At 60.4% G+C, this 18,070-nt stretch carries 10 protein-coding genes; 5 read left to right on the top strand and 5 right to left on the bottom strand.

Annotated features, from left to right (window positions below; all coding sequences use genetic code 11):
* Nucleotides 1–71: 71 nt before the first annotated feature.
* From tssE to tssH, 4 genes are read left to right on the top strand one after another with little or no spacing between them, the layout of a single operon-like run.
* Nucleotides 72–623, top strand: a complete 552-nt coding sequence (gene tssE, locus ACQY7U_RS21745; protein ID WP_428649250.1) for a type VI secretion system baseplate subunit TssE — start codon at nt 72–74, stop codon at nt 621–623.
* Nucleotides 620–2,617, top strand: coding sequence for a type VI secretion system baseplate subunit TssF (gene tssF, locus ACQY7U_RS21750; RefSeq protein ID WP_428649253.1), 1,998 nt, complete (start codon nt 620–622; stop codon nt 2,615–2,617). The genes tssE and tssF overlap by 4 nt, the downstream gene beginning before the upstream one ends.
* Nucleotides 2,614–4,446: a type VI secretion system baseplate subunit TssG gene (tssG, locus tag ACQY7U_RS21755; RefSeq protein ID WP_428649255.1), complete on the top strand. Its 1,833-nt coding sequence runs from the start codon at nt 2,614–2,616 to the stop codon at nt 4,444–4,446. The genes tssF and tssG overlap by 4 nt, the downstream gene beginning before the upstream one ends.
* A 39-nt stretch (nt 4,447–4,485) precedes the next feature.
* Complete coding sequence (tssH, locus tag ACQY7U_RS21760; RefSeq protein ID WP_428649257.1) at nt 4,486–7,293, top strand: type VI secretion system ATPase TssH; 2,808 nt, start codon at nt 4,486–4,488, stop codon at nt 7,291–7,293.
* A gap of 83 nt (nt 7,294–7,376) precedes the next feature.
* Here the strand turns inward: tssH and ACQY7U_RS21765 are convergent, their stop codons facing one another.
* The 5 genes from ACQY7U_RS21765 to ACQY7U_RS21785 form a co-directional block, all read right to left on the bottom strand.
* Entirely contained in the window at nt 7,377–9,200 is a 1,824-nt protein-coding gene (locus tag ACQY7U_RS21765; protein ID WP_428649260.1) for a M23 family metallopeptidase, read from the bottom strand.
* Between the two features lie 273 nt (nt 9,201–9,473).
* The gene (locus tag ACQY7U_RS21770) at nt 9,474–11,408 is read right to left on the bottom strand and encodes an adenylate/guanylate cyclase domain-containing protein (protein ID WP_428649263.1); all 1,935 of its coding nucleotides are present in this window, start codon (nt 11,406–11,408) and stop codon (nt 9,474–9,476) included.
* A complete protein-coding gene (locus ACQY7U_RS21775) occupies nt 11,405–12,091 on the bottom strand; it encodes a hypothetical protein (RefSeq protein ID WP_428649266.1) in 687 nt (228 codons plus the stop codon). Before ACQY7U_RS21775 ends, ACQY7U_RS21770 begins: the two co-directional genes overlap by 4 nt.
* 168 nt (nt 12,092–12,259) lie before the next feature.
* The gene (locus ACQY7U_RS21780) at nt 12,260–14,011 is read right to left on the bottom strand and encodes a caspase family protein (protein ID WP_428649269.1); all 1,752 of its coding nucleotides are present in this window, start codon (nt 14,009–14,011) and stop codon (nt 12,260–12,262) included.
* Between the two features lie 195 nt (nt 14,012–14,206).
* Nucleotides 14,207–16,846: a caspase family protein gene (locus tag ACQY7U_RS21785; RefSeq protein ID WP_428649272.1), complete on the bottom strand. Its 2,640-nt coding sequence runs from the start codon at nt 16,844–16,846 to the stop codon at nt 14,207–14,209.
* Between the two features lie 367 nt (nt 16,847–17,213).
* On the opposite strand from ACQY7U_RS21785, the gene ACQY7U_RS21790 reads away from it, so the two are divergent.
* A complete protein-coding gene (locus ACQY7U_RS21790; protein WP_428649275.1) occupies nt 17,214–18,065 on the top strand; it encodes a GNAT family N-acetyltransferase in 852 nt (283 codons plus the stop codon).
* Nucleotides 18,066–18,070 lie beyond the last annotated feature (5 nt).

An 18,070-nucleotide genomic window follows, 5' to 3' on the forward strand; every position in this document is an offset into this window, starting at 1 on the left:
TTCGGATCCCTCTGCAGGCCGGGTAACCGCTCAGGAAACTTCAGGAAGTGCAATCGGCGTGGGCATGGCCAATGGCTAAATCAAAAGTGAAAATGCACTCCCCGCTGATGTGGGCCTTCCGGGCCATGGACGATCCGGACTACAAGGCCTCCCAGGCCCGCCGGAAGGAACTGGAACAAGGCGGAAAAGTAAAATCGGGCCGCCGCCTCTCCAGAGCATATGGTGTCACGGAACACACGCTTCTTGCAGAAGTCCGGCGCGATCTTCAGGCGCTTTTGAACACCGTCAACTTCAATTCGACGCAAGACCTTTCCGATTTTCCGGAAGTGGAAAATTCCATTCTCAATTTCGGGTTGCCCGACCTTTCCGTCCACGTCGTCGACACGGTTCGCATCGATCGTCTGGCCGACGACATTCGGGAAGCCCTGCTGCGCTTCGAACCACGCATGGACCCGCGCACGCTTCAGGTCGCGCGCGATGATAGCGTTGAAGGTGACACCTTCAAGGTCCGTTTTGTAATCAAGGCAGAGATCCGCTGCGACCCGGTGCGGGTGAGCAGCGAGTTCATCGCGGATGTGGATCCCGCCTTCGGGCGCATCAAAATAGTCGGAGCGACTGCATGAACCGGGAATTTCTGGATCTCTACAATCAGGAGCTCATGTACCTGCGGGAGCAGGGTTCAGCCTTCGCCGATGCCTATCCGGCGGTCGCCGAGCGCCTCGGCGGGCTCCTGGAAGATCGTTCCGACCCAATGTTGTCCGGACTGCTGGAAGGCGCCGCCTTTCTGGCCGCTCGCGTCCAGTTGAAGATGAAACACGAATTCTCCGAATTCACCTCCAACCTTTTCGAACAGCTTTATCCGACGGCCCTTGCGCCAATTCCTTCCATGGTGCTTGCACGGGTCACGCCGAAATACGGCGATTCCAACTTGCGAAACGGCATCAAGATCGACCGTCACGCCCCGATGGAAGCGGTTTTCCGTGAGCGGCGCGGTGAAGTGCGCTGCCGCTTCACCCTTTCTGCCCCGATCACCATGACACCGCTGGAATTGTCGGACGCGCGGTACCTGAGTTCGGCTGCGCAGATATCCGGACTTGGGGCAGATATGGCCGAAGACCGGCGGGCGCGTGCCGGCCTTACCCTGACCCTCACCCACCGCATGGCCGAGGATCCGGAAAACGAGGTCTCCGCGGAGATGGCGTTGAAGAAACCGGAATACCAGGTGGCCGGCTGCCGGATCGACGACCTGCCTGTCAGGCTGATCGGGCCCCTGGATCTGGCCGCACGCGTCTACGAACAGATCTTCGGTCACACGATCGCCCTTTACATCAGAACGGAAGACGCCTTCGGCCAGGCCAGCCTGCAACGGTTGCCCGTCGATGCCATCGAACAGCTTGGTTTCGACGAGGACGATGCAATTCTGCGCAACGACCGCAGGCTGTTCGTCGGCTTCGACCACATCAGGGACTATTTCAACTTTCCCCGCAGTTTTCTGGGCTTCCGCCTGACCGGTTTGCGCCGCTATCTCGACCGTGTCCATGCGAAGTCCTTCGAACTGGTCTTCGTTTTCGACGAAACCGACAACCGCCTGCCGTCCCATGTGGAAGCCAAGATCTTTGCGCTGCACTCGGCACCGGCTGTCAACCTCTTCGAGCGGCAGACCGATCGTGTCCCCATCAAGAAGGGTCAACACGAGTTCGCCGTCATCACCGACAGGACACGCCCGCTCGACTACGAGGTTCACACCGTCACGGAGGTCAACGCCCATTTCTCCGGCGGGGAAAAGCGAGCGGTGGAGCCGCTTTACAGCGTGGCACCCGACATGGAAAAGGCTGGCCACGAGTGGTTTTACACCATTCGCCGCCTGCCTCGCCGGCAATCCTCGTCCGAAATCCGGCGCATGCAGCCCAGCACCTATTTGGGCACGGAAACCTTCATCTCCATTTCGAGCGGCGCGCAGGCTACCGCGTTGCTGCAGAGCGGCGACAAACGACTGGCGGAACTTTCGCTCAAGGTGATGGCTTCCAACCGCGCGCTGGCAGCAGAACTCCCTGTCGGTGGCAAGTCCGGCAAAACGAGCATCGGTGACTTCCGCCTGCTGGAGGATGTGACACTGAAGGTGGATTGCGTCGCTGGACCGACCTCGCCGAGACCGCCGCTGATGTCCTACAACGAGCGGCTGGGAGAGGAAGGTCATACCGGCGCGATCGCATGGCGGCTGATCAATATTCTCGCGCTCAACCATACCGGACTTGTACATGATGCAGCAGGCGAAGACGGACGCTCCTTCCGCGATATCCTGCGGGTTTTCGCGCCAGTTTCAGACAATGCGGCCGACCGCCAGGCACAATCGATTCGCTCCGTTTCCACCCGTCCCGTCGTCCGGCGCTTGCAACAAAAGTCCGGAACAGGCGTTGCGCGAGGCCTGGAAGTGACCATAACGCTCGACGACAAGGCGTTCGAGGGCACAAGCGCCTTTCTGATGGGCGCTGTCCTGGACCGGTTCATTGCCGAATATGCCTCGATCAACCATTTTACGCAGTGTGTCATCGCCACGACCGAACGGGGCACGATCATGAAATGGCCGCCAAGGATCGGTGCGAAGGGGATCCTATGAGCGAAACAAAGGACAAGGATCATCCCGCAGACACGGGTCCGCCCGACAGGAACTCGGCCCGGGACAAGACCGTCCTGCGCATTGCCGGATCGCCGGTCTGGCCATCGGAGGGTACTGACGACGGCGCGGATGCGGCTCAAGTTGATTCTGACTCGCTCGAACAGGCTTCTGACAACGACACTCCGCCCACTGACGAGAGGCCGGACGTTACCATCGTGTCTCCTGAGCCTGCTTCTCCGAAGTCCGGCAGCAAACCGGCGGAAGCAGATGACAACCATGCGATCTGGCCGGAAGAGACTCAATCGCAAGCGCCTTCTGACAGCCTGGTCGCTGACGACACGACGGAACCAGCCGTCATCCCTGCCGGAGAGGCCATGGGCGAAGCAGCCGAAGGTGCCGATAGCCCGACCGGACACGTTTCTGCTGAGCCTGCTCCCGAGGAAGCTCGCAGCGACCTGACGGCAACGAATGAAGACGAAACGATCCGGTCGGAAGCGATCCAATCGCAAACGCGTTCCGATGATCAAGTCGCTGGGGATGCGAAGGACCCAGACACCACCCCAGCCGAAAAAAATCTGGACAACATTTCCGACGATGCCGGCCCCCTGGCCGGAACCGCATCCGAGGAAGCAGAACCGGAAGAGCTGGAAGAGCCGGAACCTCCGGCGGAAGCCAGGATCGAGGTTCCGGTACAGCAGCAATATGCGTCGCTTCTGGCCGCTCTTGGCGAGCGGGTCGAAAAACACCCCGGAGGACATGACCTGCTCGCGGTTCTGCGTATGCTCGAAGGGCAGACCGCCCCGGGTGCTGCGCAATCCGAAGTAGCCCCGAAGAAGGCAGACGAACCGGCCCCTCCCAGGATCGGAAAAAGTCGGCGCCTGATGGAGGACATCGTCCGCTTCGGACAGGACCCGTCCAGCGAGTTCGCCCCTTCCACGATTGAGCGGGCTACCCGGGACGCTGCAGGTGGCCTTGTTTTGCTGGAACGCTTTCTTGGGCTTCTTGGCCCCCACGGCGCACTGCCGTCGGCCTATACGGACGAGGCCATCATGCGGGGCCTTCGGGGAGACGACAGTTTCCCCCGCTTCCTGGATGTCTTCAACAACCGCTTTATCCAGCTATTCTTCCGGGCCTGGGCGGACGCCCGCCCCATCGTTCAGCATGACAGGCCCGACGACGACCGGTTTCTCACCTACCTCGGCTCGTCCATCGGCATCGGGTCGCCAATCTATCGCAACCTTGACCGGATCGATGACCGGCTGAAGCTGCTCTATGCGGGCCTGACATCTCCCAAGAACAAGAGCGCAGCACGTCTCCAGGCCCTTATCACCGGCGTTTTCGGCGTGAAGGTCGAAATTGACCAGTGTGTTGGCACCTGGCTGCATCTGGACAAGGACGACCAGCTCAGCCTCGGCGGCTACGGACCGGGCGGCGGCGGACGGCTTGGAGCCGATACAATCGTGGGCGCCAGGGTTTTCAGCGTCAGCGACAAGATCCGCATCCGAATTTTCACTCGCTCACTCGATGAATACCGGAAGTTCTTGCCGCCGACGAGGACGAAACCCAATCCCTGGACAGAAAAACTCTTTGATCTCATAGATTTCTATCTGGGACTTGAGATTGAATATGAAATAGAATTGGCCTTGCCCAAGCGCTGTGCTTCGTCCGTTCAGATGAATGCAAACAATTCGGCCACCCTCGGCCATATCGGCTGGCTCAAGCCTGCCGCTGCTCCCGAAGTGGAGGAGATGCTCGAGGGTGAAGACGAGGAAATGCTGACAGATACCCGATTCCGGCCCGTACGCCGGCACACCACCGTCTATCAATAGGCGTTTATCAATTGGTCTCCAGTTCGAAAGGCCGAAGCCATGAGTGACATTCTGGTTGAAACCGTTGCCAACAAACTCACCACGGTAAGCTACGAGTGCCTGGAAAAGGCCATGCGGCTGACCAAGAGCTCCGGCCACCGGCATTTGGAAATCCTGCAGTGGCTCTATTATCTGACGCGCGACGAAAACACCGACTTCATCCATATTCTGCGCCATTTCGGCATCGACGCCGGCACGGTTCATGCGGATTTGCAGAAGGCTATCAGCGAGCTGAAGATCAATCAGACGGAGCTGCCCTCCATGGCGACTCCCTTTCAGGAATCGTTGGAACGCGCCTGGTTCGAAGGCACGCTCCGTTACGGTGACTACAAGATCCGCTCCGCCTACGTGCTGATCGCCATGCTGGGTGACAGAACCACCGCCCGGCAACTGGTCAGCTACTCGCCCGCCCTCGACAAACTCAATCGCGATGTCCTCGTGCGCGACCTGGACAAGATTGCCGGTGCATCCGCGGAAACCGGTGCCCGCCCGGTGGATGGATCCGGTCCGAAAGCCGCCTCCCCCACAGCCGCTGGCGAGGCTCCATCGGCGTCTCCTGGCAGCGGCGCCGGTGAAGACGCCCTGATGCAGTTTACGGTCGATTTCACCGCCAGGGCACGCGCGGAAGAATTCGATCCGATCGTCGGCCGCGACGAGGAAATCCGTCAAGTCATCGACGTCCTCATGCGCCGCAGGCAAAACAACCCCATCCTCACCGGGGAAGCCGGGGTCGGCAAGACCGCCATCGTGGAAGGTTTTGCGCAGAAGATAGTCGCAGGCGATGTACCGCCCGCCCTTTTGGGAACGCGCCTGTGCGCGCTTGATCTGGGTCTTCTTCAGGCCGGTGCCTCGATGAAGGGCGAGTTCGAAAAACGCCTGCGCGCCGTCATTGATGCCGTCCATGCTTCGATTACACCCACCATCCTCTTCATCGACGAGGCCCATACGCTGATCGGCGCAGGCGGTGCGGCAGGGACGGGGGATGCGGCCAACCTGCTCAAACCCGCCCTCGCCCGTGGCACTCTGCGCACGGTCGCCGCAACCACCTGGTCCGAATACCGCCAGCACTTCGAAAAGGACCCCGCGCTGACCCGGCGCTTCCAGCCGGTCCAGGTGGACGAGCCGGACGAGGAAAAGTGCTTCGCCATGGTGCGTGGCCTCCTGGGACCGATGGAGGATCACCATCAGGTGCGTATCCTCGATACTGCCGTCAGATCCGCCGTTTCCCTGTCACACCGCTACATCCCGGCTCGCCAGTTGCCGGACAAGGCCGTCAGCGTGCTCGACACCGCCTGTGCCCGGGTCAACATTTCACAAGCGGCTCAACCGGCGAAACTGTCGGATCTCGTTGCCAGGAAAGGCTTTCTCGAAACGGAGCTGCAGGCACTGACCAACGATACCGAACTCGGCATGGAACATCAGGAACAACTTGATTCCCTGAATGCGGCCATTTCGGAGACGGAGGCCGAAATCGACAAGGTCCGCGGTGAATGGGAAAACGAACGCAAGCTTGTCGCCGAGATCCGAAGGCTGAACGCAGCGCTCACCCAGCTGCGAGGTGGAGAACCGGCACCGCATCCGGATGGGGCGGAAATCGAGGATCCGGACCACGACAGTCCGGCACTCGTTTCGATCGACGATATCGAGCTTGATCTGGATGTCGACCTGGAAGACGAGGAGGCCATTCGGACCGCCTTGAAGGACAAACGCGCCGAACTGTCCAAAATCCCGGAAGACGACCGCATGGTCTACGCCTATGTCGACGACGAAGCGGTCGCGAGCATCATCTCGGACTGGACCGGCATTCCGGTCGGCCGCATGGTTCAGGATGAAATGGAGACAATCCTGAACCTGACCGACAGCCTGAACAAACGGGTGATCGGTCAGGCGCACGGTCTCGGCATGATCGCCAAGCGCATCGAGACCAGCCGGGCGCAGCTCGGCAACCCGGACAAGCCCATCGGTGTCTTCATGCTGTGCGGGCCGTCCGGCGTCGGCAAGACCGAAACAGCGCTCGCATTGGCAGAAACGCTCTATGGCGGGGAAGACAGCCTGATCACCATCAACATGTCGGAATTCCAGGAAGCCCATTCCGTTTCCGGCCTGAAAGGGGCGCCTCCCGGCTATGTCGGCTATGGCGAAGGCGGCCGTCTGACCGAAGCCGTGCGCCGCAAACCCTATTCCGTGGTACTGCTGGATGAGGTGGAAAAAGCCCATCCGGATGTACACGAGATCTTCTTCCAGGTATTCGACAAGGGCTGGATGGAAGACGGCATGGGCCGCAGGATAGACTTCCGCAACACGCTGATCCTGCTGACCTCGAACGTCGGCACAGACATCATCATGCATGCCGCCGGAAACATGCTGGATGCCCCGGTTTCCAGCGATCCGACACTGGCAGCAAAGGATCCGAACGCGCCCGATCCGGAAAAACTGGCCGAAGCCCTGCGCCCCGCACTGCTGGATGTCTTCCCCCCTGCTTTGCTCGGACGCATCGTGACCATTCCCTATTATCCGCTGTCACCGTCCATGCTCGGCTTCATCGTCCGCCTGCAGCTCAACCGGATCGTCAAGCGGGTCAAACAGAACCGGGAGGCGGACCTTGCCTATGGCGACGACGTCGTTGCCCATATCGTCTCGCTCTGCCGTGACCCGGACAGCGGCGGACGCATGATCGACAATATCCTGACGAACGACCTCCTGCCGAAACTGTCGCGGGCATTTCTGACGGCCCAGATGAACGGGGAGGAAATCATGAGTGCGTCGATCACCGCGCAAGAAGACGGGCTTGCGGTGACAACGCAATAGCTGCCGGGGCTGAGCAAAGGTTCGGTTTGAGCATTGCCGGGACGGACTTTCAGGTTCATCCCGGCAGGCAGACTTCACCAGGACTACTGTGGCGCGCTCAGGATTTCGGAAATGGCGACCCGATATTCCTTCAGATCGCCGCTTGCCACCGTTTGCGGTGCGTCGGTTCCCGTTTCCATCTCGAAGGCCAACGGATCGGTCGGCTCCCCCCGCAGCCGGATCTCGAAATGAAGGTGCGGCCCGGTGGAGAGCCCTGTCGTGCCGACATAACCGATCAGATCGCCCGCCTGCACCACGGATCCGAGTTCGACGCCGTCAGCGAATTTGAGCATGTGCGCATAGCGGCTCGTGATGCCGTCCTTGTGGGTAATCTCGATGAAGTTGCCGTAACCTCCCCGCACGTCCCGATAGGTGATCTTGCCCGCAAAGGCGGCATGGATAGGTGTCCCGGGTGGCGCGGCCCAGTCGACACCGGCATGGAGCCGCTCGGTCTTTTTGATCGGATGAAACCGCATGCCGAACTTGGACGTCAGGACCCCTTTGACCGGGACAAGCATAGCCCCTGACAAGCTGACCTTGCCGCCTTCGTTGACACAGGCGAAGCCGCGGTTTCCCGGAGCTTTCAGAACGTAACAACGGACCGACCAGTCGTCGCCCCTTCGAACGCCTGCAAAAAGGACCCGGCCCCCTCCCCGTTTTTCGTCCCGGGTCACGTCCGTAAAGACCAGCGTGAAACGTTCGTCCGGCTTGATCGTCCGCTTCAGATCCGTCATCGGTGCCAGATAGGCAATTGCCTCGCCAACGATGGAAGCGGGCACGGCATTTCGAACAGCGGTCGCATAAAGCCCGTCGATCAGGCGATGAGTTTTAACTCCGCCTGCCGGTTTGTCGGACGCAACCTTCTCGCTTTCGATAGGTTTTCCAAACCAGGGATCGGCACCATGAACGTAGGGCTCTCCTTCCCGTGACGTGGAATATGCAGCCGTCCCCATATAGCCTTCGCTTGAATAGAAGGAGACCTGAACCGGCCGGTAATAGTCCCCCATCCGGCCGACCTTGTTCGGCATCCGGATACCGCGCACGGCGATCTTGTCGCCCGCGATCAGATCGCCTTTCTGGAACTCGGTTTCGGCAAACGTCAGGAGCGGCTTAATGACGTCGTCATCGAACCCGTTTTCCTTCAAGAAGGTCTGCAGCGTAGTTTTTTTCCTGATTTCGGTGCGGACCTCGACGCGGTTCGGCCCCTGTCCGATTGGCCGCTCGGAAAGGTAGACGTTCAACGTGTCCGTGGGAGGTTTCAGGAAAATGGGAAGATTTGCCCCGTCGCTCCGGTCCGGCTCGGTGTCCTCCTCAACAACCAGGGCTTCGGAATCATCACCGCCACCAAAATTGCCGAACTGGAAATCGGCTTCATTGCCGGGCGCCCGAATGACCAGGTTGCCGGTAGCGTCCAGCATCTGGCTATCCAGAACAAAGGCGCTGGCCGCCGGAATCTTCACGCTCTGTCCGGCGTCCGGACTTTCCTGCACTGAGCGAACCGTCAGTTCAATGCGCCGAGCGGCATCCGCACCTTTCAACAGCACCGGGTCGCCCGCCAGCGGAATGACCGCAGAGACAGCCATGTCGTAGAAGGGGTCGGCGGGCAGATCGAGATCCTCGCCGCTGGAAAAGGCATTTTCGGCGGCCGATCCCGCTTCCCGACCTTCTGCCGTTTGTGCCGGATCGACGGGCTCCGTTTCCAGTTCGGCATTGTCCGGGATTTCAGAACCGGATTCCAAACCGGCCTGCGGCGTCAATTCTTCCGGGTCGGATAAGGAGATCGCTCCGGAATTGATCAGATGCGCCAGTCCGCCCAGCCCTCCGCCTAGCGCCAGGAATCCCACTGCAAGGGCCGCATAGACCAGCATTGGTGATCGTTTCCTGGACGGCTTTCCTTTTCCGTCCGGAGCACGGGCGGGTTGGGTTCCCGTTGTTTCTGGAGGCACTTGCGGCTTTGCCGTCGGGCGAATGACCGTCCGATCGAATTCTGGGCGTTGCGCGCCGGAGTTTGGGTTGTCAGGCCATTGGACCATTCTGAAACCTAGGGTACGGACTCATTCGCAGTCAACGGGCTCCGATACCCGATCATGCCGGATGAAACCCGAAGATGCAAAGCCAGCCGTTGGCGCGCCCTCTAGCACTCAGCGAGGAAATTTCAGCAGTTTTCGCGAGCGCCGTTTTGTCTTCACCGCAGGAACCTGATCGGAGGCTTCCATGTACATTTCCGCGACGTCCAGGGTGAACACGGAAATGTCGGTGCTGAGGCCCCTGAGCTTGCCGGTCCAGATTTCCTTTACCGGATAGCTTCTCGGCAATTCCTGTGCCACCGACTGGCTGATAGCCAGCCGCACCTTCTTGTCCTTCGCAACGGCTTCGATCCGGCTGGCCGTGTTGACCGTCGTCCCCATCACGGTAAAGGAGCGGCGATGTTCACCGCCGATGTCGCCGACAAGCGCCGGACCGGCGTTGAGGGCAACGCGAAGGTCCAGCGGCGCCTGCCCCGTTATGGTGCGCAGGTGATCCAGCATGTCGATGATCTGCCGCGCGGCATCGACAGCGGCCTGCTCGGGCTTGTCGACGGTGTTGGGCGCATTCCAGACGGCCATGATGGCATCACCGATATATTTGTCGATGTAGCCCTTGTGCGCGGTGATCACCTCGCCGATGGCATCAAAACTGGAATTGACAACCCGAACCACGTCCTGATCGGCAAGTTTTTCAGACATCTTGGTGAAGCCGACGATGTCGATGAAAGCGACCACCACGTTGCGGGTGTCGCCGCCGAGTTCCGGCAACTGTTCCGACTGTGCCATCTGCTTGATGACGTCGGGAGCCAGATAGTGCCCAAAGAGACGGACAAGCGCGCGTTGCCTTCGTTGCAGTATGAGCACCTTGCCGGCAGCGGCGAAGACCAGGGAGCTGATGAAGGCGACGGGGGCCACCCCGGGAGCAAGCATGAGACCATAATCAAGACCGATCAGGCTGATGCCCAGCGCCGCGGCGGCGCCGACCACGGCAACAAAAGGCAAGACGACCGAAGGCAGAATGAGACCGAGCAAAACGCCTGTGACGGCGAAGAGAACGGCAAGTGCGGGCACGACACCCTTGGGCGGCGTTACCGCGATGCGTCCGGAGAGTGCGGAAGCGATGAAGTCCGCCAGCATATAGACACCGGCGGTATGAAGTCGCACAGGTGGACGGCCATTGCTGCCGGTTTCCGACATGTCCGGAGGCACCTGGGGCAGAAAACGGTCCGAATAAAGGTGTTCGTCTTCAAAGGGCAGCAACCCGCCGAACAGGACAATGCGGCCCTCCACGAAACGGCGCAGTTCCTCCTTGCCAGCCTCACTTGACTTCATCTTCAGAACATCGAGTAAGGACAAATAAGGCATGGAAGTCGCCAGTCTCGCGGACGGAATGGCGACATATTCCTCCTGCCCCGCATAACCAGCCTTTGCGAGAAGCCCATCGACTAGCGACGGCGACTCGATCAGCGGTGGTTGCGGCTTATGCCGGCGAACGACCCCATCATTGTCTGAATCCACGGTCACGGTCCTGACCGCGCCCTCACCGGCGGCACCTGAAAAGATGCGGTGCGGCACGCCAATTTCCGTATGAGCAATGAACACCTTGCCCCGGTTCCTGTAAAGAAACTGCTTGAACGGCTGATCCAATCCCGTCAGGCGCGCCTCCCCCGTCCTGGGATCCCGGAAGGCATCGGCGCTATAGGCGAAGACAAAATCATAGCCCAGCGCCAAAGCCCCGGCGTCGAGCACCGCCTGGCCGGCTTCAGCGAAAACGGGTGTCATCAAGACACGGGGAATGGGTTGCAGTTTCTCGGAATTGAGCGAGGTTTGATCCAGACCGACGACAGCCACGGGGGCACGCGCTTCCTCTTGCGTGCCCCTCATATTGGCCCGAACCTGAAACAGCCGGTCTGTTACCCAGCCTTCCCAGATGGCCTTATTGGCGGATAAGCCGATGGCGACGCCGGCAACGACCGCAACACAAGCGATGGCTGCGACAAGAAGCTTCCGGCCAAAGGCAGCATCCGCAAACCGGCCGCCTGATGTCATTTCACGATGACAACCGCGGTTTCGCGCCCGACCTCAACCGGATCGATGGTGATCTTGCGCATTTCGACGCCATAGTCCGGTGCCTTGCCCTGCAGGAACAGTTCGACTTCGACGGCCTCATCTTCGGTTTCCCGTGACGGCATGTCGGTCATGATGTTTTCCAGGACATCAAAGCGTTTGGGGGGGCCACCGGCAAAGGACACGAACACGGTGCCGTACTCATCGCGCAGCTTGTCGTCGAAACGAAGCATCAGTGAAGCCGCCTTCTTGTTCGACAGCTTCAGACTGCGCAAGGTCACCGTCAGTCCCTTGTCGGCGGTTTCCGTGCCGGTGCCGCTGTCAGCCTGGAGGCAGTTGCCTGCGCGCAGAACATTCTCCTCGCCGCCGTCAAGCGTATAGCCTTCGGAGGATACGGTGAGTTTTCCTGCCTTGACACGCACTTCCTGACAAGCGGCGTAGTTCAACAGTTCGACGTAACCGGACTCGCCGAGATCGACGACATCACCGGGCATGAGTTCGGTAAATGCGGAAATGTCCACGTCTTCCGATTTGTCCAATACCAGCGCAATCGGATCAGCCTGTGCAGTGCCTGTCAGAGCGGAAACCCCAAACGCGAGCGCGGCGGCCAATCCGGCGGATTTCAAACTTCGCCCGACTAGGGGGCGCTTTTTCGAAGATTTCATGACTGTCTCCCAAGTCTTTGGTTACCTGCAACCAGCACTCACCCGGAGCCTGGCATTCTCCTTCAACTTCAGATGATACCAAAGGATGGCGAAGCGAATGTGGCCATGGTCACACAAAAGAGTTTTATGCTGCAAGAAGATAAGCGTTCCCCGACGCTCTCAACCGGATTAATCCGCCGGTTCCGTATAGATGCCCGCGATACCGACAGCTTCTGAAGAGCGGCCAATCAGATCCAGCAACTTTGGGGCGATTTCCACGTCCAGCGGCAGCCCGTCGAGAGCCGACAGAACGCCGACCAACTGTGGCATGGGGCTGGAAGCACGGACCATCACGATGTGATCCGCTCCGAAGGGCAAGGCCGCCCGCAGGTTCAGAACGTAAGGATGCCCTGCTTCCACGGAGGTGTCCTTGCCGAGTGGGTCAGCCGCCTTGTCCGGGGCAAGCAGGCGCAGGGTCCCGTCTGCCTCCAGACCGAATACGGCCATATAGCCTTGCCGGTCGGACGTCAGACCAACCTTGAAGGGAGAGCCTTCCGGGATGTGGCCGACCGAAGGCTGCAATCTTCCCTCAATCGGCTGAAGGCGCCTCGAAAGGGCATAGAGATCTGACAGGAAAACCCACTTGGTAACGACATCTTCAAAACGGTCTGCGCCGGTAGCCTCGCCCCTCAGGACGACATCACCGAACTTCGTCAGAACGTCACCTTCACCCACATCCCAATAGAGGTCGGCTACATCACCTGTCATCGCCTTTACGCGGTGCTCATGTTTCAAGGCGAGTTTCTGCAGAACTGACCCGGCTGCCTCGGTGCTGGCGGCGACCGTCAGGGTTTCTCCTCCCCTTTCCAGAATACCGCCTTTGACCCTCGGCAGTATTGCCGTGCGGGTCTCGCCTCCGATGCTCAGGCTCGGTTCTTGCCGGCCTTCCGTAGCAACCCGGACCGTCTCGTTCAGGAAACGGGTCAGTTCCTCCATGGAGATGCCTCCGTCCCTGTCGAGGTCCGCGCGTCCTTCAACACCGCGCGCGAAGGCCCAGCTCAGGGCTCCCCGGGGTTTTCCACCTATCGTCAATTCGGGGATCACCTGCCCGTCTACCGTCGCCCCGACATAGATGACATTGGCGAGCTGCTGGACGTCTTTTTGGGTGACTTTCGCCTGCTGAAGCATCGGAGGCAGCGGCGTGGACCGCAAAACGTCATCTTCCAGCGGCGGCAGGCCAACAAGTCGTGTACCGAGCCGCTTGATGCGCGGGTCGATCGATCTTGTCATCGTGCCTGAATGACAGCTGTCCGCCAGAACCAGAACGTTGCGTCCGCCTGCGGCACGCAGCATCGCGGCGATGTCATCGTCCCGCAGGCGCTCGCCATTGCCGGGCGCGGAGAGATCAAAGCCCGCCAGAATGAACACTTCATCGAGCCCGTCCTCTTCGGACCCCTTGATCCATTCCTTCTCCTGTGCCCCGTGACCCGCGTAGGACAAAACAAGAACATCGTCAGGCGCGGCACGTGAAATGATGTCTTCCCAGGACGCCAGGATCGCCGCGCGCGAGGCCTCTCCGTTCAAAAGGGCGGTCAGGTCGCGCACGCCGGCCGCCTTCAGCGTCCCGGCAATGTCGTTCGCGTCATTGACCGCGCCTTTCAGGGGCGAGACGTTCTCGTAGGCATCGATGCCAATGACCAGCGCCCGCCATTCGCCAGCGGAGACAGGTGTTGAGTTTAACAGACACAACAATAGAACCGACGAGCAAAACGCCAAACGTGCATGTTGAAGTCGAGACATCTTAAGGGGCATAGTTTGGTCAGACTTAACCACCCCAGCCGCCACCAGAACCACCGCCAGGTCCGCCACCACCGCCGCCGCCGTCACTTCCACCGCCTCCGCTACTGCCTCCTCCACCGCTTCCTCCTCCGCGATTGTCATTGTCGCGAGGTTCCCGGTAGATGATGGTATCGTCGGTGGACTTGGTTTTGGTCGTAGACGCAGCGGTTGGCGTAGCAACAGGGACCGGTGTGAGAGGCCTGATATTGTTCGGTTCCGTCTGACAACCAGCCAGCATCAACGTTGCCAGTCCCGTCAGCGGCAATGAATAAAACAGTGATCGCATCCCATCTCTCCTTAGAACAAATCGTAGCGCGGGCGAGTCTGTTCCCATTGAGCCTTGACCAATGCGATCAGGGCCTCATCGCCTTGAACCGATGACCTTCCTTCCGCCTTGAAGAAGCTGGACAAGGCCTCCCGCGTTTTGCGCCCCGGCTGGCCGTCAACCGGCCCCGGCTCATAGCCGAGGTCTGTCAGGGCCTGTTGCAGGACCTTGGCCTTCAGTTTCCCGTCGGCCTTGGCGAGCCCGTCCCGGCCCTGTTTGGCGGCGGGAGATGACGGATCGACCGCAACGGACATGGCCAGCATCCGGATCCGGTCGCGGCCCGCGGCCTCGCCCGATTTCTGCCCGAGCATAAAGGCCGTGTTGTAGGCGCCCCAGGCGTCGCCGCGCTGGGCGCTTTCGCGGAACCACTTCGTCGCCTCGTCCGGGTTCTTCTCGACGCCCTGCCCGTTGAAATACAAAAGACCGATTGCCGTTCCCGCTGCCGGGTGGCCGCCTTCATGGGCCTTCTTGAACCAGCCGAGCGCCGCCTCGTAGTCCTGCGGCACGCCCTTGCCGTCGCGATAGAGGGTACCGACGTTCATGTAGCCATAGATGTCTTCCCGGGCAGCTGAGCGATTGTAGTAGTAGACCGCTCTCTCCACGTTCTGGGCAACGTGCTCGCCATTCGCATAAAAGGTGCCGATGGCATTGAAGGAGAAGGTGTGACCGGCTTCGACGGACTGGAGCAGCTTTTCCAGACCGTCCTTCTCGTTCTGCTGCGTTCCCTCGCCCTTGATCTCGGCCATGCCAAGGGAATGCAGCGCATAGGCGTCGCCGCGTTCTGCTGCCTTCCGGTAAAGCTCGACGGCCTTTTTCCGGTCCCTGTCGATCCCGGCGCCGAGATAATACATACGCCCCAGCACCTGGCCGGCGCGCACGTGGCCCATCTGATAGGCCCTTTGAAAATCTGAAATTGCCTGATCCAGATTACCGGCCGCCAGAGCCCCGCGGCCATGCTGGAACACGAACCGGCCGATCTCCGGATAGGCCGCCATGGCCTCCGCACAGGCCTTGTCGACCTCACGCGGGTCCAGATCGTTGGCAAGCCTGCCCTCTGTGACCGCCTGAAGGTCAAACGGTTGTGTCGCGAGCTGGTCGCACAGGGTGACACGTGGTTGCACGATCTGTGTCACGGTCTTTGCCGCTCCGTCGGAGGGGATTTCCAGAGCGAATTGACGGGCTTCCCGTTCACTGCCGATTTGCGGCCTGACGGTCAGCGATGCCAGAGCTGCGACGGGAAAACGGTCACCGGGCTGCAAGGGACGTCCCTCGGTCGACAGCTGCAGATCGCTGTCGACGGAGACCACTTTCAGCCAATCACTTGTGGCCGGCACGCCTTCGACCGGTGCGTCCTCATAAACGGGAACCGGTCCGACACCGATTTCGGCCTCAACCGCACCGGTGGTTGATCGCTCCTCGAGCCAGGCAAGGACCTTGTCCAGCAGAACCTTCTGGTCTTCCCCGCTGCCCGTCTCGGGGGCAGCCGTTTCGGCCTGGGCGATCATGATCGAGGCAATGGCCGATGCACTGCCGCCCCATTCGTCCTTGACGTCATAGCCGATCAGTTCGACATCGCCGGCCTCGGCACCCGATGGCACGAATTCAAGCGCCGCAAGCTCCTTCGCCTTCAGAACATCGCCCTGTGCAACCGTCCTGCCTCCAGGCAATTGCAACTGCCCCTTTTCCGGCGACAGCGTCAGCGTTGCCTCGATGACGCCGCCTTCCGGCTGAACCGGTTCGGGAATGTGGAGCGCGACCGCACTGTTGCCGGCGGCAACGCTGACCCTGTGATGGGCGGTGACGATCGGGTTGGGTTTGGGCGGAACGAAATAGAAACTGGTGACAAGCGTTGAGTCCTCATAAGGGATCTGCTGCCCTCCGGTCTTGCGCACGACCTCGTCCCGGACCTTCGTCATCAGTTCCTTGATCTCGAGCGAGGGATCGAGGGCATTGTCAACGATTGACGAAGTGAACGGGCTCATCGGGCCATCGCCGTCATAGGCCACCTGGCCCGGCCGGGTCGCATAGGAAATAAAGGCCCCGAGCTTGTTGGGAATGCGGCGGAGCCCCCGGGTTTTCCCGAGCGAATACTCCTCTTCCCCCCAGTAAAGGCTGGCGATTTCAAACGGGTTGTTGCGGCAGGAATCCAGCATCACGATCTGCATGCTGGAGGCTGCCTTCATGTAATCGAGCAGATGGGAAACCTTGAGGCTTTCGAACTCGAGATCGTACTGCGAGGACAGTTTCGCATCGACCGGCAGGATGAAATTCGCATCGCCCACCTGCAGGGCGTGTCCGGAATAATAGAAAAGCGCGGTGTCGCCGTCGTTCAACGCCCTCAGGAACCGCCTGACGGTGTGTTCCAGGTCCTTCTTGCCGAGATTGATCCCCAGCGTGACGTCGAAATCGGCCTCGCGCAGAACACGGGCAATTTCCCTGGTGTCATTCAGCGGGTTTTCGAGCGGATCGACAAACTGGTAGTCCTGATTGCCGATGACGAGAGCAACTCTTCGCCCGACGTCTTCCGTCGTGGCTCCCAAGACCTGTCCCCCGGCCAGAGACAAGCCGAGCGGCAGGGATAACAGGCCGATCCTGACGGTCCGGCGCAACATGGCAACCGTCCTTGAAGCCGGCCGGTCGGACGGCCGTTGGTCGGGTCGTGACATACACCGCTTCTGCATAACGTCCTCAGCGCTAACTTCTGTCCATCAAACTTGCGCTTGAGCTGGCTCGAGTCTGTGACGAAACTCACAAGCATGGCGATCCGGCTCAAACGGTGCCCTTGCCCCGAAAGGAATGACTTTCCCTAAAGTAAAGTGATGCACACTTGCCGGACGGACGCAAGCCGGACCGGAAATGACGTCAGCTGGCGGCCGATCTCCGGCAGACACATGTGAGCGTGCGCCCCGAATTCCATTTCGGCGCGAGTCGATTTACGGTGAACGGAAAGTCTGTCCAATGAGTTTCCCGGGAGCACCGATGTCTGAGCCGCTTGAAATCCGCAATCTGCGGGAAGACGAAATCCGGATCGCCCTGGACATGGCAAGGGAAGAAGGCTGGAACCCCGGACTCGACGACGGGCCCGCGTTCTATGCCGCCGACCCCCAAGGGTATTTTGCCGGTGAAATCGGCGGCGAACTGATCAATGTCATCTCGGCTGTCCGCTATGGTGATGCCTTCGGCTTTATCGGCCTTTACATCTGCAAGCCCGAACACCGGACGAAAGGCTATGGCCACCAGATCTGGGACCATGGCATGCGGTATCTCGGTTCATGTCTGATCGGCCTCGATGCGGTCAAGGAACAGACGGCAAGCTACGCGCAGCACGGCTTCAAGGCGGTTTACCGCAACATCCGCCAGTGCGGCCTGTCGCTGTGCGACACGCCGATGGACGCGCGGCTTGCTCCGCTCGGTCAGGGGCTGTTTCCCTCGATCCGGGATTATGACCGGCGCTTCTTCCCCGCGCCCAGAGAGGAATTTCTGAAGCAGTGGACCGACCCGGCGCTCGAAACCCGGCGGGGTTTTGCCTTCGTCGAAGACGGCAACGTCATGGGCTACGGCGTCATCCGCAAATGCCACGAGGGTTTCAAGATAGGTCCGCTCTTTGCCGATAGCCCTGAAATCGCCGACACGCTGTTCCGGGCGCTTGCCGGGCAGGTCAAGGGCGCGACCGTGATCCTGGACACGCCCGAGCCGAATGCGGCGGCGCTTCTTCTGGCGGAACGCTACGAGCTCTCGCCGGAATTCGAGACGTTCCGCATGTACCGTGGTCCAGCGCCGGACCTGCCGCTGGACCAGACATTCGGCATCACGACCTTCGAACTCGGGTGAGCCGC

This window comes from Roseibium sp. (assembly GCF_050301095.1).
GTDB lineage: Bacteria > Pseudomonadota > Alphaproteobacteria > Rhizobiales > Stappiaceae > Roseibium.